Origin of the sequence: Pedobacter duraquae (assembly GCF_004362245.1) — a bacterium.
GTDB classification, from domain to species: domain Bacteria; phylum Bacteroidota; class Bacteroidia; order Sphingobacteriales; family Sphingobacteriaceae; genus Pedobacter; species Pedobacter duraquae.
The window spans coordinates 1,180,450-1,201,642 of the sequence record NZ_SNWM01000001.1; the positions used below are offsets into that span (position 1 = coordinate 1,180,450).

The 21,193-nt window shown below is 42.4% G+C and carries 20 protein-coding genes; 9 read left to right on the top strand and 11 right to left on the bottom strand.

Annotated elements, in window-relative coordinates:
• Window positions 1-46: 46 nt before the first annotated feature.
• Window positions 47-1,135, bottom strand: a complete 1,089-nt coding sequence (locus CLV32_RS05085) for a Glu/Leu/Phe/Val family dehydrogenase (protein WP_133553029.1) — start codon at window positions 1,133-1,135, stop codon at window positions 47-49.
• Between the two features lie 114 nt (window positions 1,136-1,249).
• Between CLV32_RS05085 and CLV32_RS05090 the strand changes: the two genes are divergently transcribed.
• Window positions 1,250-3,034, top strand: a complete 1,785-nt coding sequence (locus tag CLV32_RS05090) for an ABC transporter ATP-binding protein (RefSeq protein ID WP_133553031.1) — start codon at window positions 1,250-1,252, stop codon at window positions 3,032-3,034.
• A gap of 117 nt (window positions 3,035-3,151) precedes the next feature.
• The gene (locus CLV32_RS05095) at window positions 3,152-3,478 is read left to right on the top strand and encodes a DUF3276 family protein (protein ID WP_133553032.1); all 327 of its coding nucleotides are present in this window, start codon (window positions 3,152-3,154) and stop codon (window positions 3,476-3,478) included.
• 59 nt (window positions 3,479-3,537) lie between these two features.
• Here CLV32_RS05095 and CLV32_RS05100 read toward each other — a convergent pair whose 3' ends face one another.
• On the bottom strand, window positions 3,538-3,942 hold the full coding sequence (locus tag CLV32_RS05100; RefSeq protein ID WP_133553035.1) for a hypothetical protein: 405 nt from the start codon (window positions 3,940-3,942) through the stop codon (window positions 3,538-3,540).
• A 73-nt stretch (window positions 3,943-4,015) separates the two neighbouring features.
• Complete coding sequence (locus CLV32_RS05105) at window positions 4,016-6,997, bottom strand: glycosyltransferase family 117 protein (RefSeq protein WP_133553037.1); 2,982 nt, start codon at window positions 6,995-6,997, stop codon at window positions 4,016-4,018.
• A 166-nt stretch (window positions 6,998-7,163) separates the two neighbouring features.
• Here CLV32_RS05105 and CLV32_RS05110 point away from each other — a divergent pair, with 166 nt between their 5' ends.
• The gene (locus tag CLV32_RS05110; RefSeq protein WP_133553039.1) at window positions 7,164-7,730 is read left to right on the top strand and encodes a PAS domain S-box protein; all 567 of its coding nucleotides are present in this window, start codon (window positions 7,164-7,166) and stop codon (window positions 7,728-7,730) included.
• Window positions 7,711-8,547 carry a tryptophan-rich sensory protein gene (locus tag CLV32_RS05115; RefSeq protein ID WP_133553041.1) on the top strand — a complete coding sequence of 279 codons (837 nt, stop codon included), beginning with the start codon at window positions 7,711-7,713 and terminating at the stop codon, window positions 8,545-8,547. The genes CLV32_RS05110 and CLV32_RS05115 overlap by 20 nt, the downstream gene beginning before the upstream one ends.
• Window positions 8,548-8,710: 163 nt before the next feature.
• Here the strand turns inward: CLV32_RS05115 and CLV32_RS05120 are convergent, their stop codons facing one another.
• Both CLV32_RS05120 and CLV32_RS05125 read right to left on the bottom strand, forming a co-directional pair.
• Window positions 8,711-9,475 (bottom strand): YdcF family protein, encoded by a 765-nt coding sequence (locus tag CLV32_RS05120; RefSeq protein ID WP_166641883.1) that lies wholly within the window; start codon window positions 9,473-9,475, stop codon window positions 8,711-8,713.
• Between the two features lies 1 nt (window position 9,476).
• On the bottom strand, window positions 9,477-9,695 hold the full coding sequence (locus tag CLV32_RS05125; protein WP_133553045.1) for a DUF6965 family protein: 219 nt from the start codon (window positions 9,693-9,695) through the stop codon (window positions 9,477-9,479).
• Between the two features lie 415 nt (window positions 9,696-10,110).
• On the opposite strand from CLV32_RS05125, the gene CLV32_RS05130 reads away from it, so the two are divergent.
• Both CLV32_RS05130 and CLV32_RS05135 read left to right on the top strand, forming a co-directional pair.
• A complete protein-coding gene (locus tag CLV32_RS05130; protein ID WP_133553047.1) occupies window positions 10,111-10,710 on the top strand; it encodes a hypothetical protein in 600 nt (199 codons plus the stop codon).
• Window position 10,711: 1 nt separating this feature from the next.
• On the top strand, window positions 10,712-11,806 hold the full coding sequence (locus tag CLV32_RS05135; protein ID WP_133553049.1) for an alginate lyase family protein: 1,095 nt from the start codon (window positions 10,712-10,714) through the stop codon (window positions 11,804-11,806).
• Here the strand turns inward: CLV32_RS05135 and CLV32_RS05140 are convergent.
• The gene (locus CLV32_RS05140; protein ID WP_133553051.1) at window positions 11,789-12,802 is read right to left on the bottom strand and encodes an LLM class flavin-dependent oxidoreductase; all 1,014 of its coding nucleotides are present in this window, start codon (window positions 12,800-12,802) and stop codon (window positions 11,789-11,791) included. The genes CLV32_RS05135 and CLV32_RS05140 overlap by 18 nt on opposite strands.
• Before the next feature lie 177 nt (window positions 12,803-12,979).
• Here CLV32_RS05140 and CLV32_RS05145 point away from each other — a divergent pair, with 177 nt between their 5' ends.
• Together CLV32_RS05145 and CLV32_RS05150 are read left to right on the top strand one after the other, a co-directional pair.
• Complete coding sequence (locus tag CLV32_RS05145) at window positions 12,980-13,432, top strand: ferritin-like domain-containing protein (RefSeq protein WP_133553053.1); 453 nt, start codon at window positions 12,980-12,982, stop codon at window positions 13,430-13,432.
• A 91-nt stretch (window positions 13,433-13,523) separates the two neighbouring features.
• Complete coding sequence (locus tag CLV32_RS05150) at window positions 13,524-14,009, top strand: GtrA family protein (protein WP_133553055.1); 486 nt, start codon at window positions 13,524-13,526, stop codon at window positions 14,007-14,009.
• On the opposite strand, the gene CLV32_RS05155 is transcribed toward CLV32_RS05150, so the two are convergent.
• Window positions 14,004-14,777, bottom strand: a complete 774-nt coding sequence (locus CLV32_RS05155) for a polysaccharide deacetylase family protein (protein ID WP_133553057.1) — start codon at window positions 14,775-14,777, stop codon at window positions 14,004-14,006. The genes CLV32_RS05150 and CLV32_RS05155 overlap by 6 nt on opposite strands.
• 3 nt (window positions 14,778-14,780) lie before the next feature.
• On the bottom strand, window positions 14,781-15,710 hold the full coding sequence (locus CLV32_RS05160) for a glycosyltransferase family 2 protein (RefSeq protein ID WP_133553059.1): 930 nt from the start codon (window positions 15,708-15,710) through the stop codon (window positions 14,781-14,783).
• A 123-nt stretch (window positions 15,711-15,833) separates the two neighbouring features.
• On the opposite strand from CLV32_RS05160, the gene CLV32_RS05165 reads away from it, so the two are divergent.
• Window positions 15,834-18,422, top strand: coding sequence for a phosphatidylglycerol lysyltransferase domain-containing protein (locus CLV32_RS05165; RefSeq protein ID WP_166641884.1), 2,589 nt, complete (start codon window positions 15,834-15,836; stop codon window positions 18,420-18,422).
• Window positions 18,423-18,424: 2 nt separating this feature from the next.
• Here CLV32_RS05165 and CLV32_RS05170 read toward each other — a convergent pair whose 3' ends face one another.
• From CLV32_RS05170 to CLV32_RS05180, 3 genes are all read right to left on the bottom strand, one after another.
• Window positions 18,425-19,114 (bottom strand): AcvB/VirJ family lysyl-phosphatidylglycerol hydrolase, encoded by a 690-nt coding sequence (locus tag CLV32_RS05170; protein WP_133553063.1) that lies wholly within the window; start codon window positions 19,112-19,114, stop codon window positions 18,425-18,427.
• A 3-nt stretch (window positions 19,115-19,117) separates the two neighbouring features.
• Window positions 19,118-19,861 carry an AcvB/VirJ family lysyl-phosphatidylglycerol hydrolase gene (locus CLV32_RS05175; RefSeq protein WP_133553065.1) on the bottom strand — a complete coding sequence of 248 codons (744 nt, stop codon included), beginning with the start codon at window positions 19,859-19,861 and terminating at the stop codon, window positions 19,118-19,120.
• Window positions 19,862-19,971: 110 nt separating this feature from the next.
• Window positions 19,972-21,174: a DUF763 domain-containing protein gene (locus CLV32_RS05180; protein ID WP_133553067.1), complete on the bottom strand. Its 1,203-nt coding sequence runs from the start codon at window positions 21,172-21,174 to the stop codon at window positions 19,972-19,974.
• Window positions 21,175-21,193: the final 19 nt, after the last annotated feature.

The following is a 21,193-nucleotide window of genomic DNA, read 5'->3' on the forward strand; positions in this document are numbered from 1 at the left end:
TCTTCTATTTAACATTTATGTAAGAACGATGGTAAATTTACCGGGTTTAAAATGATGATTTTATTTTCTTGATATTAACGATTCTTTGTTCAGCAATTCTGTTGGCTGCAAGAATTGTTGGTATATTTTCTTTTTTAGACATCTGAATTACGTTGCGCGTGGCCTCATAGATGTTTTCTGTAAGCTGCATTGTTCTTTTCCTCCCGTAACCGGTCAGTTCGGAGTAGCAGTTGATCAGCCCACCGGCATTGATCAGGTAATCCGGTGCAAATAGGATATTTTTCTCCAGCAGGATTTTACCATGCACCTGCTCATCGGCAAGCTGGTTATTAGCCGAACCTGCAATAATCGCAAACTTCATCTTCGGGATCGTACGGTCATTTACAGTGGCTCCAAGCGCGCATGGTGCATAAATATCTGCATCGATACCAAATATTTTATCGGCTTCAATGGGCTTGGCTTTATACTTTCTGGCTACATACTGTAATCGTTCTTCGTTGATATCGCTAATGAAGACCTCTACATTTTCGCTCCTCAACAAGCCTACCAGGTGCTCGCCAACATGGCCGATACCCTGCACAACAACAGAACGTCCTGCAAGCATATCTGTACCGAACACCTCTTTAACGCAAGCTTTGATACCCAGGTATACCCCTTTTGCCGAATATGGTGACGGATCACCTGCACCGCCAATAGATTCTGGAACACCGGTAACATGTGTAGTTTCCATACGGATATACTCCATGTCTTTTGTGGTTGTACCTACATCTTCAGCAGTGATAAATTCGCCGTTCAGGTTTTTGATGTACCGGCCGTAGCTACGCATCATAGCCTCAGATTTACCTTTTCTGGAATCACCGATAATTACAGCAGTCCCTCCCCCAAGGTTAAGTCCGGTGATCGATGCCTTGTAAGTCATGCCCCTCGACAAGCGCAATACATCGTCCAAGGCCTCGGCTTCACTCTGATAATTATACATACGGGTGCCACCCAGTGCTGGCCCTAATGTAGTGTCATGAATAGCAATAATGGCTTTTAAACCTGTGTCAGGGTCGTTACAGAATACAACCTTCTTATGTCCCAATGCACCTAATTGATCTAAAACGGAGGTTATAACAGAACTGTGACCAGACATATGATTATGATTATCAGATATGCCGCAAAACTAGTATAAAAAAACCATTATTTTACGTAGTTTTAACTAAAGACTTTTAAAAAAACAGGTCGATTTACATAACTTTACACGTTCATGAAACACCTTCGTTTTTTAAATAAGTATTTCTATAAATATAAATGGTGGATCATTCCAGGCATTTTCTTTGTCGTAATCTCTAATATATTCGGCGTAATCCCTGCTCAGGTTATCGGCCACGCGTTTAATCTGATTACTGAAAACATTCAGATCTACGGGTTATTTTCTGGATTTGACGATCAGGCAATCATCTATGACATCTTCAGTTATAGCCTATTATATTTCGGTTTTCTGGTTTTATTTCTTTACCTGATCCGGGGATTGTTTCTTTTTTTTATGCGCCAAACGATTATCCTGATGTCAAGACACATTGAATTCGACATGAAGAACGAGATCTATGCACATTACCAACGGTTGAGTCTTGGTTTCTACAGGCGTAACAATACCGGCGACCTGATGAACCGGGCAACGGAGGATGTAAACCGGGTGAGGATGTACGTTGGCCCGGCCATTATGTACGCCATTAATACTGCTGTTTTATTTTTGCTGATCATTTCATCGATGTACAGCGTAAATGCGACCCTGGCAACTTTCTGTTTACTTCCCCTGCCCGTATTGGTAGTTACCATTTATTTTGTCAACACGCTGATCAATAAAAAGAGTGAGCAGATCCAGGAACAGCTGTCTAGGCTTTCTTCTTTTGTCCAGGAACGCTTCTCAGGAATTCGCGTGATTAAGTCTTACGTGCGTGAAGAACATACCAGTGCTATTTTTGCCGCAGAAAGTGAAGGCTATAAAAAGAACTCCATGAGTTTAGTTAAAGTACAGGCGTTCTTTTACCCTACAATGCTGTTGATGGTAGGATTGAGCACGATACTTACGGTGTATGTTGGCGGGCGACAGGTTATTGCAGGGTCAATCTCCGCAGGGAATATTGCAGAATTCATCGTGTATGTAAACCAGCTTACCTTCCCGGTAACTATGCTGGGTTGGGTAACCACATTGATCCAAAGGGCTTCGGCATCGCAAAAGCGTATTAACGAATTCCTCGAATTGAAACCAGATATTGCCTCTGGCGATATTAACGTATCAGATTTAAAGGGCAATATCTCATTTAAAAATGTAGACTTTACTTATCCTGACACCGGAATCCAGGCATTGAAGAATATCTCCTTCGAAATTGAGCAGGGCCAGTTTGTTGCCGTGATTGGGCGTACCGGATCTGGAAAATCTACACTGGCCAACATGATTATGCGGATGTATGATACCGATGCCGGCGAAATCAGTATTGACGGGCATACCTTACGCAAGGTAAACCTGCATCAATACCGGGATCAGATTGGCTTTGTACCACAGGAAGTATTTTTGTTCTCCGACTCTATCAAAAACAATATTGCCTTTGGCCTTGATCGGATTACTGGGGATGAGGTAGAGCGTGCAGCAGAAAATGCGGCAGTACTGAATAACATTCTGAATTTTGAGCACCAGTTTGAAACCACACTTGGTGAGCGCGGGATCACCTTGTCAGGTGGCCAAAAACAGCGCGTTTCGATCGCCCGCGCACTAGTCAAAGAACCTAAGATCCTGATCTTTGACGATTGTCTTTCTGCAGTTGATACCAGAACAGAAGAGGAAATCCTAAACAACCTTGGACGTGTTATGCAAGGCAAAACCAGCATCCTGATTGCACACCGCATTTCGACAATTAAGAATGCAGACAAAATCATTGTGATGGATGGAGGCGAAATCATAGAACAAGGCACTCACCAGAGTTTACTGGCACTCGAGGGGGCTTACCATGAGATGTATCAACACCAGTTGCTGGAAGAAGAGACCAACTAAGTCATAAACACACTTTACAGCACGTTTTCCATCCTGAAATATTCTGTCATATCTATTTTGAACTTTGCTAATTATTACATTATATTTACCGCTACCAAAACATGACCAGAACCAATTATGGGAGAATTTGACAACAAAGAGAGAGAAGAGGTTTTTTCAAAAAAAGTAAGAGCGGGTAAAAGAACATACTTCTTCGATGTTAAAGCTACGCGTTCAGGTGATTTCTATCTTACATTAACAGAAAGCAAAAAAAGACTCGAAGACGGCGTCTTTGTAAAGCATAAAATATTCCTCTACAAAGAGGATTTTGAAAAATTCGCTGAAGGCCTTAATGAAACTGTAGACTATATTAAAAATCATCAGGAAGTGATCGAGAAGCGTTACGAATACTCAGATAATCACGAAGTATCAGGTACGAAAGGTCACGATGACTTTTCTTTCTAGACTATAAAGAAAAACAAAAAGCCCCTGAAGGGGCTTTTTTTATATGTTCTATATTTCGTTTATACACATTCTCTAATAGATACCTGGTTCAGATCTATCCAATGCAGTTGATCTGAAACATTGATTGCGAGACATACCGCCTTGTTCGCTTCCAGATCTTCCTCCAGCTTGGCAAGTAGCTCATCCTTGATTACTTTATTGCTCAGCCTGATCGGCTCGTCCAATGCGTCACTGGCAATCTCAAGGTCAAACATTCCGGCAACCATTGTCTTACAAATAACGAAGGATACTTCGTGTTGTCCGATTGTTTTCTTCAATGCATCAAAGGCAGCAACGATCTGACTGCTATTGCTCGCTTTGAAACTAAGCAGCAACGCTGATCCCGATTCCGAAAATAATTGATCTTCCGACATACTGATTCCGTCGAGATCTGAAAGTGTTGTTTCTATAACTAATCTGTCCATGATATAAATTATACCTTAGTAATAGCGTTTGACAACATATTGTTTTCGCAATTCCCAGAAACTTACGCGCCGATTACAATAATGCCTTATAGTTATTGAACCTGGACTTAATGCTTGCATTCAGGGCGTCATCCTTATAAGCAGCGGTAATCTGATCCAGGCCATTTAACACATACATTCCGATCCGAACTTCATTCAGGTATTTAGACTTACGAATCGGATCCAGGGAAACGATGTAATTTAGCTCCTGGTCAATAAACCGTGCTGTATCGGCTGCCAATGCCTTTGCCGCAGCGTGTTGTTTATTCTGATAAAGGTTTTCTACCGTATAAATCCTGTTTAACGTATCACTGATACCATAATTACGGAGCGGTAGTTCCTTTACGCTTTTTATGAGGAGATTGGCTGCTGCCTGGCTATTCCCCGAAGCATGCAGGTTAGCAGCCAGCGTATTGGTGAGGTTCCAGGTACTTTCCAGCACCCTTCTGCTTTCAGGATCCAGATAGGCAGTCTTTTTAAAATCACTGAAATCCATTTTCGACACCATATTATTATACATCACCGAAGAATGGGTATGCTCGGTCTTCTCTCCTTCTACAGGTTTTAAGGGCAGCAAGCGGTAGGCATAACCTTCAAGATACAGATATTTGTCTAGCCCAAGATAGGTATCCTGAGAAACCGACGTAGCAAAATAAACAGGTCTTTTCCAGTTGTTATGCACCAGAATATCGAACATCGTAAGATCAGACTTTCCGGCATAGGTTTTACCAAACTCCCACTCCATAACATCAGCGATCTGTCCTTTCTCAGTAGCTTTCAGCGTTCCCGTTTTCAGGATAAGGTCCTTATCTATGGTCATTTTAAATTTATGGGCAGGCAGGAAGTTAGAAAATGAACCGTCATTCATCTCCACCTGATCGGCTTTATTATCAGAGGTAAGTACAGCGAGAATATCGCTCAGCTCCACACTGTCTGTTAAACCATAATCCACATAAGGCATGTAATCCCGGGTACCTGTTTTATAGGTATTCTGGTGCATGGTGATTGGCAGGGGTGCAGACAGGTAAGATTGTTTTTTCATCTGGTTGATAAAATCTGCATCGGCAAGAAATTGCAGGCAGATTACCCGAACATCCGTCCTGATCCCTTCAACTTCCTGTGCATACCATAACGGGTAAGTATCGTTATCTGCATTTGTAAATAATATCGCATCTTTTGCACAGGAGTTGAGGTAATTTTTAGCCCAGGTTAGCGCGGTAGTTTTAGCAGACCTGTCGTGATCTGCCCAGCCCTTACTCCCCATTAATACAGGACCGGCAAATAAAGCAAACACACTTGCTGCCACTAATCCAGCTGTAGCATTCGTATACCTTGAAAGCAGTTCTTTCAGTGCCAATACACCGAAGCCAATGCAGATGGCAAAAGCATAAAAAGAACCGGGATAGGCGTAATCCCTTTCCCTAACTTGTAAAGGATCCTGATTTAATACAATGATAATTGCAAGTCCGGTACAGAAAAACAGCACCGAGATCACCAGAAACTCCTTTCTCTGCTTCCTGTATAGAAAAAGCAGACCGGCAATACCTAAAATCAGCGGCAGGCCGTAAAAAGTATGGTTCCCCTCATTGGCAGCAATGCTTAGGGGGAGCGCCGACTGTTTTCCCAATCTCAATTGGTCTAAAGGACGGATGCCGGTAATCCAATTTCCATTTTTCTGATCACCAGTTCCCTGCACATCATCTTGTCGACCTGCAAAATTCCACAAGAAATAACGCCAGTACATGAAACCCATTTGATAAGAAGTGAAAAATTCCAGGTTCTGCAGAAATGATGGCCCCGCTGTTTCGCCCAGGTTTAGCCACTGCTTATAAAAAGAGACATGCGCAGGCTTAGTGCTGTACAATCTTGGGAACAGCATATTTTTATCATAAACAGAACTGTAATTCTTTCCTGTTTCTACATACTTATCGTTGTCCTTTTTATAATTAGTTCCCGTTTCTTTAATGGAAATCTGTTTTGCATCAAAGGTATTTCCATAAAGCAACGGTGCGCCCTCATAATTTGTTCTGCCGAGGTAATTGTACAAGCCAAATGCGTTATCAGGATTCGACAGGTTAATCGTCGGCTTGGCATTGGCACGGATTAGAATCAAAAAATAAGAACTGAACCCAAAAAGCACACAGGTCAGACAGGTGAGTGCCAAATTTAAACGGAACATATTTCTTTTAATGGCATAATGAATTCCATAAGCAATAGCGGCTACAAGAATTCCTAAAAACAGAAAAGCGCCAATACCCATACTAAAGTGCATGGTATTGGTAAAGAAGAGGTCCGCTTTAGCTGCAAAAAGAACCACATATTGGATGATAACAAATTGCACCAACCCAACAAGTGCACTGCCAATAAACAAAGCCTTAATCGTCCCAGATAATGTTGTGTTAGCTGTAGTTTTAAAGTAATAAACAAGCACTACAGCAGGAATAGCAAGGAGACTGAGCAGGTGGACTCCGATAGACAAACCGATAAGGTATGCTATGAATACCAGCCATCTGTTATCCAGCTCACGTTCCCACTTTAGGATTGCCCAGAATGTAACTGCCGTAAATAATGAAGAAAGCGCATATACCTCAGACTCTACAGCCGAAAACCAGAAGGTATCGGAATAGGCAAATGCGAGTGCCCCAACAACTCCGGCGGCAATGATTCCAGCTATGGTTTTTCCGTTAAGCTGATGCACATAGATACGAAGGGCGAGTGCCGTGATTGTCCAGAACAAGAACATGACTGTTGCGGCACTGGCCAGAACAGCGCTGAAGTTAACCCAATAAGCCACCCCTGCCGTATTCCCTAAAGCCATAAGCGAGAACAACTTTCCAATCATCAGAAATAAGGGGGCACCAGGTTGATGCCCTACCTCAAGCTTATATGCCGCTGAGATGAATTCACCACAGTCCCAAAAACTTACTGTAGGCTCCATAGTTCGCCAATAGCTGACTACTGCGATTACAAATACAAAAAAACCGACAAGATTGTTAATGCGTAAATATTGTTTCATGGGAATGGGTTTTGAGTTATACTCAAATCTAGTCCGTTGGGTTTATCCGTTTTGTTAAAAAATGTTAAAGAATGTTAAACCTTTATAAGTACCTTCGGAAACACATCACCCTATTTCTATCGTTTTATGTTTTTCTGGAACAAGCATTTACTCCAAAACCGCTCTGATGACGTATTGCTTAAACGAAAACACCCGATTATTTTATTACGTCCTGATGGGCACAAACGGACATTATCTCGAGGTTAACGCACACTACGCAAGTTCTTTCGGCTACGACAAAGCAGACATTATAGGCCGGCCTTTTGCTGTCAGCATGCATCCCGACGATGCCGAGACCTGTTTAAATTTAGGCAGACAGTGTTTGACCGAACCCGGCAAATCGTTCCTCACCACAATCCGCAAACATGACGGAAAAGGGAACTATATTTACACCCATTGGGAATTTCAATATAATACGGACGATCCGCGCGGCATCAGTTGCCTGGGCTATGATGTAAGTAGTTTTGAACGCGAGAAAAAGCAAGTAGAGATGTTGATGTATTATTACCGCGAGCGCCAGGCTTTCAGGCAATCGCACCTGATCAGAAAACCTTTAGCCAATATTATGGGTTTAGCAAATATACTATCCACACTAGAAACAGAGAACAGCCATATCCTGGATATGCTTTTGAAATCTGTAGAAGAACTGGATGAAGAATTACAAAAATTAACCAATGGATATCAGCAAAAGTAGCACAGGAACAAAAGTCCTCCAAATATTAAATCTGTTGACCGTTTTACTGGCCGTTTGGGCCGGTTATTATGTAAATTCAGGCGCCAATGGTACGGCAGATATGAAAACGATGTCTGACAAATATGCCAACCTACTTACACCTGCAGGTTATGCCTTTTCTATCTGGGGGCTTGTTTACCTGGGCTTAGTTATTTTTGCAATCTATCAGGCATCTGGTTTGTTTTCAAAAAAGGGCAATTCTGATGTTGCGGCGCAAACAGGAATTTGGTTCATCCTCGCTAATTTATGCAATGCCGCATGGGTATTTGCATTTTCATACGACCAGATCGGACTTACCGTACTGATTATGATCATACTCTTCATCTCCCTGCTCAGGATCGTACAGATTCACAATATGGAGCGCTGGGATGCTCAATTTTGGACAATTGCACTTTTATGGTGGCCGATCAGTTTATATTTTGGATGGATTAATGTCGCCACTATCGCAAACATAGCCTGTTACCTGACCGCTTTGGGCTGGACCGGCACACCTTTCAACCCTGAGCTCTTGGCCATTCTTATATTAATTGTTGCTACAACAATATTTATTACGATGATCTGGAAGAGAAATATGCGCGAATATGCTACGGTTGGCGTCTGGGGAATTGTTGCCATTGGCATCAACAACCTTGAAAGTCATCCTACCGTTGCATGGGCAGCGTTTCTGCTCGCCGCCGTTATATTTGTCAATACAGGTGTTCACGGTTACAAAAACAGAGCTCTTGGGCCTATCAGAAGATTCCGGCCAAAGCCAATCTCACCTTTAAACAAGTTATAACGTACTCCAGATGCTATATTGAAGAATAAGGCATAAAAAAAGGCGGAAAATGTCATTCGACATTCCCCACCCACTTAAACGCTCTCGGATACATATACGAGGATAAATTGGGTGCGGTTTTTAAAAAATATTATTTTTTTTATTTATTAACCTATTTAATAGCTTACGCGTAGCCCATAAGCCTGTAAACCAGATAACCTACAATTTCGTGGATCAGCAAAGTAGATTTGGTGAGTCCATCTTCTGATGGTATGAAAAGCTGGGCGAAACTAAAACTACGTTCGCCAGGGTAATAATCTACAGGAAATGGATCGACCTTAAGCCCTACACGATTAAAGCAGCCGAGTGCTCTTTTCATATGAAAAGCAGACGTAATTATCAGAAAAGGACCTTTCATAGACTGCTGATCAATAAGCAACCTTGAAAAGCGGGCATTCTCCATTGTGTTTTTAGAACGTTTTTCAATCAGGATACTCGAGTCAGGCACACCACAGTAAATCAGATAACGTTTCAACTGCTCAGACTCTGCCAAATCTTCTTTTTTGATATCCGAACCTCCTCCAGCTACCAGGATTGTGTCGATCTTACCCATCTTAAACAACTGCACTGCAATCAGCAATCTGTTGGCAGCCCTGTTAAAATTGGCCTGCTCATCTGCTTTCTTTGGCGGCGAAATAATTCCTCCAAGTACGATGGCCGTGTTGTGGTGCGGGAGACTCTTCATGGATACCTTTGGCGTCTCCCAAAGTCTCATCGCTTCTTTAGCAAGGAAATCGCTACCAAAAAGCATAAGCAAGATTATTGCTGCAAGAAGTGTCTTCTTTTTAAAAGCTGCTTTTTTCAAGAAAAGAGAGCAGATCATCAGGATCGTAATCCATACCAGCGGCATGGTTAAATATTGGAGGGTTTTCGACAGAAAGAAAAACATATTAACTTTCGTTATTGGTTTTAGCATCCATGATCGCGATCAGCCTCTGCAGGCGATCAAAATAAACCTCGGTAGATTTTTTACCTGGATTTTCCCTGATAAAGCTGAAATGTGATCTCAAAAACAAGGGAATATCTTCAATGACTACACCTGTATCTATGGTCGCAGATTCCGGCAATTCAACTCCGGTAAAGTATCCTTCTATCTCCTCAATTGTCATAACACAAATATAGGCTTTATTGCAATTTCAGCACGAAATAAGCCCGATTGGTAAAAATAAAAAAAAATGGAAATTTGAATTTGAAATTAAACGGGATTGCAGTACCTTGTAGTTAAAACCACCACCTAAAATGACCTCAACATTATCGTTAAACGAAACAGGGCATACTTACAAAAAGTGCCCATCTTGCGCTTCAGGCTTGTTAGACACCCGGGTTAAGCGCGCACCTATATTTAAACACCTACTTTTTTTTGTTAAAGTAAAGCGTTACAGATGTAACTGTTGCAATAAAAAAGTCCATTTGTTCAACTAGACTTCGTATATAGATACGAAAAGTCTTACAGGACGGATTTCATCTTTGTTATTTTTTTTATAACATAAAGCATTGAAGAATGTTTTAAAATAAAAAAATAACATGGAAAAGCCGATACCGAAACAACAAATAGGGAGTGAAATGAACGCTATAGCGCGAGCTTCATTTGAAAACATCGATGCTGCCAAAGCATTTTACACCACCGCTAAACAGCGCCTGCTGGACATTAATTCCTGGGGAGAAATCAGCCAACTGCCTTCTTCCACGTTCATCCTATGTGATCATTGTGGAAATCCTGCCGATCGTTCTGCAACAACCGGAGACCTCATCAAAATTGACATCCCCGGTCCGGGAACGACGAAAGGTGATGGCTATGACTGGGTACATATTGAATATATACAGGAAGAGCAGATCAATACTACCAAACAGATCAGTCTGCGCGCAAGGCCCTGTCCAAATCCAAAACATCCAGATCAGGAGCCGGCTCATTTCTTCAAGGCTGCTGCTACCTCTACTTTTCAGATAAAAAGAATCGGCAATGAGGTTTTTGCTGAAGAGCATGGCCGCAATGAGGTTCCCAATACTGACACCACACACTTTACAGACAATATCCGCAATAACTTAGTTGGATTTATTGCAAAAATTGGCTTATCTTATCCCCAGTGGAAAGGCCTCGTAGAAGGTCTCGTTAGTCAAAAGTAAAATGATAAAAAGATTAATTATCCTAGTAATATTATGCCTTTCGGGAGCTTTTAGTACCTATGCACAGACTGGCTTAACTGCAAAACAATTGCGGAACCTGAAAATCATGATTAAAAGCAATGCTGAGGTACAGCTTTTGTTTACCAGCATCCTGAAGAATGCCAACCAAGCTTTAGTAACACCTCCAAATCCCATAGATACAATCAGTACTGAAGGCCGCTTAAAAGGAGATCCCATTAAAATAAAAACAGGCAAGGCGCTCCCCGATCTGCAGAAAATATATGATCTTGCACTTACCTACAGGGTTAAAGGAGACAAGAAATATCTTAACCGGGCAATTCTTTATCTGGAGGCATGGGCACAGATCAATCGTTCAAAAGGCGATCCGATAGACGACACCCATTTGGATGCTGCCATAGCAGGTTATGTATTGATTAAGGAACAATTAAATCCTACATCCAAAAATAAGGTTGATGCCTGGTTAAAACAAGTAGCAGACGCGGAAATCTATGTACTTCAAAAATTCCCAAGAAAGGAAACTACCTACAACAACTGGAATTCTCACCGACTTAAGGTAATTGCCGAAGTGGCTTTCGCCATAGACGACCCTGCTCTACAGGATTTCAGTATCGAAGCATTAAAGGCACAATTGACAAGAAACCTTAATCCCGACGGCACTAGTATAGACTTTTTGAAACGAGATGCCTTGCATTATCATACTTACGACCTGGAGCCCCTGCTCAGGCTGGCTATTTTAATCAAAGAGCAGCGCAAACTGGATTTTTATACCTATACCACGCCAGGTGGCAGTTCTATCAAAAACTCCATGGAATGGCTGGTGCCATACCTAAGCGGCGAAAAAACACATGAGGAATTTGTAAAATCAACGGTTAAGTTCGATCTCGAACGTGCCAAAAACGGCGAGGCTGATTATGTTGCCGGCACATTATTTAAGCCCGTTGCCGGACTGAAAACGCTGGCACTGGCCTATTATTTTGATCAGCGATACCTTCAGCTGATTCAAAAAATAAACAACAACACGATCAGGTATTCAGACTGGCAACTGGTACTGAATGATTTATACCTTGGCCGTTAAGACCTGAGAAAAGATCTCGTAAGACCTCAGCTTCGCCTGATGGTCAAAGATATGCGAACTCACCATAATCTCGTCTACCTGCGTCTGATCCAAAAATGATTGAAGGTCTTTTTGCAGGGTTTCCTTACTTCCCACAAAGGTACATGCCAGCATTTGCCCGGCTTGCTCCGCTTCATAGGCATTCCAGATGTCGTCCATGCTATCAATGGGTTCCTGAAGGAGCTTACGTTTGCCACTCACGATACCCAGAAATAATTGATATAAGGACGTTGCGAGCTTATTGGCTTCAGCATCGGTATCTGCAGCAACAACATTTACGCAGGATATCACATAGGGCTGTTGTAAATGCACCGAAGGCTTGAAATTCTGACGGTATAAATTTATGGCTGTCAAAAACTGGGCAGGAGCAAAATGACTTGCAAAAGCATAAGGAAGACCCATTGCCGCGGCCAAACGTGCACTGTCTGTACTGGAACCAAGAATCCAGATTGGAATATCGAGACCTTCTCCGGGGATTGCCCTTACTTTTGCATTGGCATTTTCTGCCGAAAAGTAAGTTTGAAGTTTAAGAATATCCTGGGGGAAATCATGCGCAGCATTGAAACGATCGCCACGAATAGCCATCGCTGTAAGCTGATCTGTTCCGGGAGCACGACCCAAACCAAGGTCAATCCTGTCGGGATACATAGAAGCGAGTGTCCCGAATTGTTCTGCAATTACCAGCGGCGAATGGTTTGGTAGCATAATGCCACCCGAACCAACACGAATAGACTTTGTGCCACCGGCAATATAACCAATTACTACTGAGGTTGCTGAACTGGCAACACTGGCCATATTGTGGTGCTCTGCAAGCCAGTATCTTGTAAACCCCCACTCTTCAGCATGACGGGCCAAGTCAAGGCTTCTTTTAAAAGTATCAGCCGGGGTTTTGCCTTCAACAACAGTAGCCAGGTCTAATACAGAATATGCGATATCATTAAGTTTCTTATTTTTCATAGGTGCAATTTTCAAAAGGATGATCCATCTGTGCACTACAAAATTAAATATTATAAATCGCCGCCTGTTAAAAGATGGAGGAATTGACATTCCGTACAGATACTGGCAAATGCTCGGAAAATAAAAACTATTTGACCAGCGGTCGGTTATATACACACATCTACAAAATAAAATACTATGGAAAGCAATAACGAAATTATTAGCGACTTAAAAGACCTTCTGTCGATTGTAAACGATGGAAAAGAAGGATATGAATCTGCCAGTGAGGCAACAGAAAAAATTGAACTGAAAGGCGTTTTTCTGAAGTATTCTGCACAACGCGCTTTATACGCGAGTGATTTGAAAGCACATATCGCTACACACGGCGGAGATGCTGAAAATGAAAGCGGAGGTATTTTGGGAGCATTACACCGCACCTGGATCGACATTAAACAAGCGTTAAGTAGCAAGGAAGACAAAGCTATCCTTGAAGCTATCGTTACGGGCGAAACTGCAGCCATCGAAAAGTACGATAAGTACATTGCTGATTATGTTGATCACGCTGATCACCTGGACTTATTGCGCAAACAAAGGGAAGGGATCCAGGAAGCATTGACAGAAATTCAGAGTTTGATTCCACAAAACGTATAATCTGCCAGACACTGCTTTGCATCAGGCTTAATTTCTGAATGCAAAGCAGCGTTTATCTATGATTGGGTAATGTTTGTTATCTTTGAGCAAGATGAAACAACTGATACTTCAAATCATTGATTTTTTTTACCCCCCATTTTCACGAATATTACCGAGGCAGACCTTCAGGTATGCTGTTACCGGGGGCAGCAATGCTGCACTGAATATCCTTATTTTTTACCTCAGCTATAACTTCATTTTAACAGATACCATCGTCCACATTGGCCCCTGGTCTGTCAATAAATATATCGGTGCTTACATTATTGCCTTGTCTGTAAGTTTTCCAGTAGGATTTCTATTGAACAAATATGTTGTTTTCCAGGAATCAGATCTGCACGGACGTGTTCAGCTCTTCCGCTACGGATTAATGACTGCCATGAGTATTTATATGGACTATGCGCTCTTGCACCTGTTTGTCGGAAAATTTGGGTTTTGGGCCACCCCTTCTCAGGCACTGATTATGGTGATACTTTCGTTGTTCAGTTATTTGTTTCAGACCTATGTTACTTTTGCTAAAAAGAAACAGCGACCGCTATAGTGTATTTACAAACGATTGGATAGTGCCCGACTTATAGCCCTCGCGGTTAATCCATGTCATGAACTGATCCATCCTGCTGATCATATCCGTACCAGAGTTTTTGCTTACATAACCGGGGAATCCGAATCTTTCCTTATCGTGGAGATCTGTAAACTCCCATGGATGGAAATACACATTTAGATAACCGTCTTTTTTAATCGTCTGTGCCGCAATATGTTCGTACAACCAGAGCGGCAGATTGTGAAACGACAACCAGAATAGTGGAAACCGTAGCATAGGACTTACCGATGCCGGCAGTTGCAGCACCCCACTTTCGTAAAACCAGGTCCGGGACACATGGAGATTGTTATACCTGCCGGGAAGCCACGTTGGGTTAATGGAGCTGTTATAGCTATACCCTGCCCTGGCTATTTCTTCTTCATCCACAGGCATCATCCTTGCCATTCGGTATCCCTTTACTTCCACGCCAGAGATTCTTTCCAGCTCCAATCGTGATGCTTTCAGATGCTCGGGTTTAAAGTCAGAATGGTAATAACCATGTGAGGCAAGCTCATGGCCATCAGCCAAAATTCTAGCTATGATTTGCCCGGCATTTTGTGCAAATGTAGCGGTACAAAAAAAGGTAGCCTTTAACTGGTGTTTACTCAACAAATCCAATATGGCCGTGGTACCGGTAACGGATATGCTGATCTGATCTTCAAAACTGATCGTTTTTCCATATTCAAATGCCATATCGAATTCTTCGATATCAAAACTTAACAGTACCATATATTACTTTAAAATATTTGTAGAGCGAATGATATAATTTGGCCTGTTCTTACCTTGCATAAACATCTTGCCAATATAAAGTCCGATAATTCCAAGAATAATGAGCTGCAGTCCACCAAAAAAAACGATAGTCATAATCATCGAAGCCCAGCCATCAACCTCTTCCCCTACATAAAACGCATGTAACACATAGGGAACATACAGAATAGAAAGGCTTGACAAAATAAACCCAAGATAAACGGCACTGTACAAGGGCTTGATACTGAAAGATGTCACCCCATGCAATGCCAGTTTCATCATCCGCTTTAAGTTATACTTACTAGATCCTGCGTACCTTGTTCCCGGTATATAATCAATCGCGTATTGTTTAAAACCGAGCCACTTCACAAGTCCGCGGATAAAAGGATCGTTCTCATGAAAATCCCTGAAAACATCAATTACTTTTTTATCCAACAGTCTGAAATCAGCCGTTCCGGCTTCAATTTCTATATCTGACAGAGAGCTAAGCAACTTGTAAAACATCGATGACGTCTTTCTTTTTTTTAAGGAAAGGTTTTTATCCTCCTGTCTTCTCGTGTACACAACCTCGTAGCCCTCTTCCCATTTCTGAAGCATCTCTGCAATCATCTCTGGCGGGTGTTGTAAGTCGGCATCCAGTGAAATCACCGCATCTCCTGTTGCCTGATCAAGTCCGGCTTTCAATGCAGGCTGGTGGCCAAAATTCCTCGAAAACTCGATATAGAAGATATTGCTCCGCGCTGCAGCAGCAGTTTTAATGATAGACAGGGTTCTGTCCTTACTACCGTCATCGACCAGGATGATCTCAAAATCGTAATGCAACGTTTTGAAGATGCTTTCCAGGCGGTCAATAATCACAATGATATTTTCCTCCTCGTTGTAGGCGGGTATGACTACGGATATCAGTTTGGACATAAGTATGCTATAAAACGTAAAATTGCGAAATTAAATAACATTTCTATCAGGAATACGGAATTCTTCAAACATGGGATCAGTTTTAATGTTAATTATTGTGTAAATTTTTCTAAAATTGCATTTATGCATAAAGCGACGCAGCTGATATCAAAACTCATTTACAATAAATTTTTCTGGCAATTCTTTGTCGCGATCTTCATGTTGGCCATGGCGGCGCTCTTCATCCGGGAAGAACATATTGAAGTGATCAAGATCAAGGACCAGCTCTCGCAAAGCCGGCCCGATTATATTTTTTTGGGCATCGCCCTTACAATCGTCTACGTACTTGCACAGGCTCAGATGTATGTGCATAGCTTTAAAGCGCTAAACAAAAAATTAAGTCTTGGCAGCGCCCTAAGGCTATTCTTAAAGCGAAACCTCGTTAGCGTATTTCTACCTGCAGGCGGATTTTCATCCCTTGTTTTTTTCACTAAAGAAATTGAGGAACAGGGCATATCGAAATCGAATATCCACCTTGCCTCTACCCTTTTCGGCTTTTGCAGTATCCTATCTGTTGTTATTGTTGGCATTCCGGTAATTGGAATAGCCTTGATTTCCACGCACCTCGGTACCGCAGAGCTGCTTGCATTTATCTTCCTGCTCCTGCTTACTGCGGGACTGATTGCATTGATCTATTCGGTGGCAAAAAAGGGCTTAGCTTATAGGTGGCTTTCCCGCATGCGTCCATCGGTGAGCACCGTTTTAGACGACATGATAGACCAAAAGGTAAGCCGTAAGGAATTCTGGATGACTTTACTCGTATCGATAGGAATAGAAATCATTGGGATTATACACCTCTATATTTCCATGCTGGCACTTGGATTTAATGCGAGCTGGCCGGCGGCGATTATCGGCTACATGGTAATGGTGGTTCTACTTATTGCGTCGCCGTTTTTACGCGGATTGGGAACGATAGAGTTGTCATTGACTTTTATTTTACAGCAATTTGGTTTTCCTGTAATTGCGGCAGCAACAATCACATTGCTATTCCGGTTTTTTGAATTCTGGCTACCTTTGATTGCCGGAATCATCAGCTTCATTACCAAAAAAGACAACTTAATACTAAGGGTATTACCTGCCATGATCATTTTGATTCTTGGTGTCGTAAATATTATTTCCGCCATTACGCCGGCAATTCCTGCCCGACTGCGGTTGGTCAAGAACATTCTTCCTGAAGATGTAATCGTGACCAGCAACTCACTGGTGCTGGTGTTTGGACTAATTCTGGTCATGCTCAGCATCTTCCTGTTACAAGGATCCAAGCGTGCATGGTATGCTGCAATATTTATTACCGGATTCTCATTTTTCGGCCACCTGATCAAGGCTGTAGATTTTGAAGAGGCCATTCTTGCCTTCATTGCCGGATCCTCCTTATGGTATACCAAAAGTTCCTATAAGCTGAAGCCCAACCCCCGGTTTGTGTCCTTTAACTATTGGGTAATCCTATATGCTGTAATCGCCGTATTAGCCTATGGTGTTCTTGGATTTTATTTTATTGACAAGCGCCATTTTGGAATAGATTTTAAACTTGATCAGGCTATTACAGCTGTAGTCAAACTATTTTTCCTGGTAGATGATAAAGCATTGGTCCCTAGAACGCATTTCGGTGAGCGTTTTGAAGATTCAATTTACGTTGCAGGTGCCTTGTTAATCCTGTTTGTTATCTTTAGTTTACTGAAACCTTATTTCAGCAAGCCCTACAATTCACCGGAAGATTTTCAGACTGCCGAAGATATTCTTAAAAAATATGGTAAGTCGGCGCTCGACTATTTCAAGATTTATCCCGACAAACTTTTGTTCTTCAATCCAGACCGTACAGCTTTTATAAGCTTTAAAATAACCAGGCATTTCGCCATAGTACTGGAAGACCCAGTTGCTGAGCATGACGAAACCAAACGCCTCCTGATCGACGCCTTTGAAATTTTTTGTCAGGAGAACGGCTTCATCAGTGCATATTACCGGGTACCGGAATCTTCGCTTGAATTTTATAAATCCATAGGTCGTAAATCTATACCTATTGGAGAAGAGGCAATTCTGAACCTTACTACATTTACAATGGACGGGGGTAAGATGAAAACTACGCGTAGTGCTGTAAATCGTTTAAGTGCAGAGGGCTATCAGCTAAAAGTATACAAAGCTCCTGTGATGGAGGGGCTACTCCAAAAACTTGAAAAGGTAAGTCAGGAATGGCTGGTTGAGCTACACCAGAAGGAAGTTGCTTTTACACAGGGCGTATTCGACACTACAATCCTGAAGGGGCAAACAATTTTGACTATTGAAGACCAGGAAGAAAAAGTATACGCTTTCCTGAATCTTGTACCTGACTATGCACCCGGGGAAGCCACATATGACCTGATCCGAAAAGTTACAGATGCACCGAATGGCATCCTGGATATGTTACTGGCAAAAACCTTTTTATACCTGAAAGAAGAAGGCTATACCTCAGCAAATATGGGGCTGGCGCCGCTATCAGGTATGGAAGACGTCAATGTTACCCAGAAGACAATTAAATATGCCTACGAAAACTTTAAAGTGTTTGGTCAGTTTAAGGGCTTACGCAGATACAAAGATAAGTTTTTCCCATCCTGGGAAAAGAAATACCTAATCTACAGTCACAATTACCATCTTTTGCAAGTTCCAAGAGCACTGAAACGTGTTTCTGAAGGTGTATAGAATTAGCGGCTTTGAATCACCAGTTTGGTAATCAGCTTCACATCATCGTTGAACTTGTGGTTTCCAGGAATCAACATTTTCTTGATGTTTCCAGTAGTTTTTAAAGCCGGATACAAGTCGCTGTCTTCATCTTTACCGAAAATACAAAGCACCGGGGCAGGGCTCTTCAAAAGTTCAGGATATACCTTATACTGATCTTTATCGGTACCTCCAAAACCAAGCATGTTACTTATTTTGGTAACAAATCCTGTTGAAAAACCCGGCGACAACAATACTACAGATTCCAACTGATTACCGCTGGTCTTTGTAAGTCTCGACGGAACAAAAGAACCTGCATCAGCACCAAATGAATACCCAAGCAGGATCCAGGAGCTTTTATTCCAGGTTTTCATATAATGGTCAAGGATACGTTGTGTGTCTCTGGCAAACTGATCCGGCGTTTTTTGCTGCCAAAAATACTTTCTGGTGTCCAGGCTTACCACTGCATATCCGTTTTTTTGAAGCTCTGCACTGAGCGATTGGGAGAAACTATTCCAGCCCCCATCGCCGCTCATATAAACTACCAGCGGTTTATCCTCAGTACCGGGGTTCAGATGCAATGGAAGTTCGGACAATTCATTCTTCGTCTGCGCAAAAAGCTGTGTAGACAAACATAAAAAAAAGATGTATAGGCTGATTTTAAGGTATTTCATAGATTAAAATGGTGAGCGCCTCAGGAAGCGCAATGGTCTGAACATATTTACTATTTTATCATATCCCGAAGGATCATAATGGTGGTCGCCGGGAAGCTCCTGCACCACAAAGTTCCTCTTTTTATACGTAGCGAAGGCCTTGCTGGTTTCAGTCTGCCCATAGAAGCAATAAATTGGAATGCCAATTCTGTCTACCTCGGTCTGCACTTTGTACATCCTGTTATCCGAAGCAATGTTGAGCAGGTCTGAAGTATGAACCATAAAATCTGACGAGGCATATGGCGACAGCATTTCCAGCGCCACCACCCTGCTTCTTACAGCTTTTGGTAAACGATTATAAATAAAGGGGATAACATCCGCACCGAAGGAGTAGCCACTTAAGTAAATGCGGTTTGCCTTATATATTGCTGCATACTGTTCAATTAGCAATAGCATATCATCCGCTGTCTGTTGCGGCGTCTTTTGTTCCCAGAAGTAGCTTCGCGAATTGAACCCAATTACATGAAAGCCACGTTTAGAAAAATCTGTAGCAAGCTGATCCTCGAAATCCATCCAGCCCCCATCGCCCGAAAGCAGGAAAAGCATTCTGTTGGATCCCGGATTGGAGGAAGGATAGGTGATCACAGGCAGATTATATTCGTTAATCTCCACTCCATGATGGTTAATAATTCTGTTCCGCTTCAGGATACCACAACTGCTCAAAAATCCAATACATACTAAACCGCAGAGCGTAATCCAAAATTTCATAGAAGGCTATTAGTCCTGTTGATAAATGTAAGTTCAATCCTGCAAATAATACACCAATGTGAAACAAAATAAGCAATTATTACGATCTGATAACAGATTTGGCTCCTTATTTAAAATAATTTCAGTTGCTGACTTCCCGGTGGCTTTGCTTTACCAAAAACCGTACGACCTTCATATTTCCATGATTCATCACGTTCCCGCTGGATAACCGCATCGAGATTAGCATTAGGTGTGAAACCTTTTTCAGCAAGGGTGGAGATTTCGCTGAGTTTCCTTATGGCCTGAAGTTTCTCTCCCCTGTCCAATTTGGCTCGCTGCACGGCATTGGAGAGTACACTGATGGTCTCATCATAAACCTTTAGTGGGACGGGGAAGGGATGACCGTCTTTACCGCCATGGGCAAATGAAAAACGTGCGGGATCGTCAAAGCGGGATGGTGCACCATAGATCACCTCACTCACTAACGCCATGGATTGAAGCGTTCTCGGCCCCATGCCTTCCAAAAGAAGAAGTGCTTCAAAATCTGCCGGCCGGCGTTCATGGGTCAGGTACAACATGGCACCAAGTCTTTTAAGATCTACATCCTTAGCCCGCACATCATGGTGATCAGGCATGGTAAGGTGCCGAATCTCAGCAATCATCCGTGATGGTTCTTCTGCTGCCATACTCATTATGGCATCTCTCGAACTTCCCGCGGCAGCAGCAGTCATGTTTAATATTCTTCCCTGGTTAACACCGCAGATTGCGGTATGTGGTTCTTCAACAAAAGACCTGAGCCCTTCTGAATGCCAGTGGTAGCGGCGTGCCGTAGCGCTGTTGTTACTCATCCCCTGCTGCACTACCGACCAGCGTCCTTGTGTATCCACAATAAAGCTGTGCAGATATAATTGAAAACCATCCTGAACTGCAGTGTTATCAACTTTTGCACTAAGCTTGCTACAACGCACAAGATCCTGACCATCTAATCCAATCTGTTCGCTAAACTTCAGCAGTTCCTGCGGCGTATTACGCGAATGCTTACCTTTTCCTCCACAGATATAGATCCCAAGTTCGCGTGCATGCGGATTAATAGCCCGCTTTAAAGCACCCATTACCGAGGTAGTAATTCCTGAGGAATGCCAGTCCATGCCCATTACTGCACCCAGACTTTGAAACCAAAAAGGATCACTGAGGCGGCGCAGCACTTCCGCAGTTCCATATTCGGTGATGATCGCCTCTGTGATGGCAAAACCAAGTTTAGCCATGCGCTCTGCTAACCAGAGCGGAACATGGCCGTGATGCAATGGTAAATCTGCAGAACCGGATCTTTTCATTACTAACAAAGTTAGTAAT

Bases quoted from the DNA above. Each gene is read 5' to 3' on its own strand.
- CLV32_RS05165 (WP_166641884.1), top strand. From the start codon at position 15,834: ATGCATAAAGCGACGCAGCTGATATCAAAACTCATTTACAATAAATTT.
- CLV32_RS05130 (WP_133553047.1), top strand. From the start codon at position 10,111: ATGGAAAAGCCGATACCGAAACAACAAATAGGGAGTGAAATGAACGCT.
- CLV32_RS05140 (WP_133553051.1), bottom strand. From the start codon at position 12,802: ATGAAAAATAAGAAACTTAATGATATCGCATATTCTGTATTAGACCTG.
- CLV32_RS05095 (WP_133553032.1), top strand. From the start codon at position 3,152: ATGGGAGAATTTGACAACAAAGAGAGAGAAGAGGTTTTTTCAAAAAAA.
- CLV32_RS05085 (WP_133553029.1), bottom strand. From the start codon at position 1,135: ATGTCTGGTCACAGTTCTGTTATAACCTCCGTTTTAGATCAATTAGGT.
- CLV32_RS05175 (WP_133553065.1), bottom strand. From the start codon at position 19,861: ATGAAATTTTGGATTACGCTCTGCGGTTTAGTATGTATTGGATTTTTG.
- CLV32_RS05090 (WP_133553031.1), top strand. From the start codon at position 1,250: ATGAAACACCTTCGTTTTTTAAATAAGTATTTCTATAAATATAAATGG.
- CLV32_RS05150 (WP_133553055.1), top strand. From the start codon at position 13,524: ATGAAACAACTGATACTTCAAATCATTGATTTTTTTTACCCCCCATTT.
- CLV32_RS05180 (WP_133553067.1), bottom strand. From the start codon at position 21,174: ATGAAAAGATCCGGTTCTGCAGATTTACCATTGCATCACGGCCATGTT.
- CLV32_RS05125 (WP_133553045.1), bottom strand. From the start codon at position 9,695: ATGACAATTGAGGAGATAGAAGGATACTTTACCGGAGTTGAATTGCCG.
- CLV32_RS05145 (WP_133553053.1), top strand. From the start codon at position 12,980: ATGGAAAGCAATAACGAAATTATTAGCGACTTAAAAGACCTTCTGTCG.
- CLV32_RS05160 (WP_133553059.1), bottom strand. From the start codon at position 15,710: ATGTCCAAACTGATATCCGTAGTCATACCCGCCTACAACGAGGAGGAA.
- CLV32_RS05170 (WP_133553063.1), bottom strand. From the start codon at position 19,114: ATGAAATACCTTAAAATCAGCCTATACATCTTTTTTTTATGTTTGTCT.
- CLV32_RS05135 (WP_133553049.1), top strand. From the start codon at position 10,712: ATGATAAAAAGATTAATTATCCTAGTAATATTATGCCTTTCGGGAGCT.
- CLV32_RS05110 (WP_133553039.1), top strand. From the start codon at position 7,164: ATGACGTATTGCTTAAACGAAAACACCCGATTATTTTATTACGTCCTG.
- CLV32_RS05100 (WP_133553035.1), bottom strand. From the start codon at position 3,942: ATGGACAGATTAGTTATAGAAACAACACTTTCAGATCTCGACGGAATC.
- CLV32_RS05155 (WP_133553057.1), bottom strand. From the start codon at position 14,777: ATGGTACTGTTAAGTTTTGATATCGAAGAATTCGATATGGCATTTGAA.
- CLV32_RS05115 (WP_133553041.1), top strand. From the start codon at position 7,711: ATGGATATCAGCAAAAGTAGCACAGGAACAAAAGTCCTCCAAATATTA.
- CLV32_RS05105 (WP_133553037.1), bottom strand. From the start codon at position 6,997: ATGAAACAATATTTACGCATTAACAATCTTGTCGGTTTTTTTGTATTT.
- CLV32_RS05120 (WP_166641883.1), bottom strand. From the start codon at position 9,475: ATGTTTTTCTTTCTGTCGAAAACCCTCCAATATTTAACCATGCCGCTG.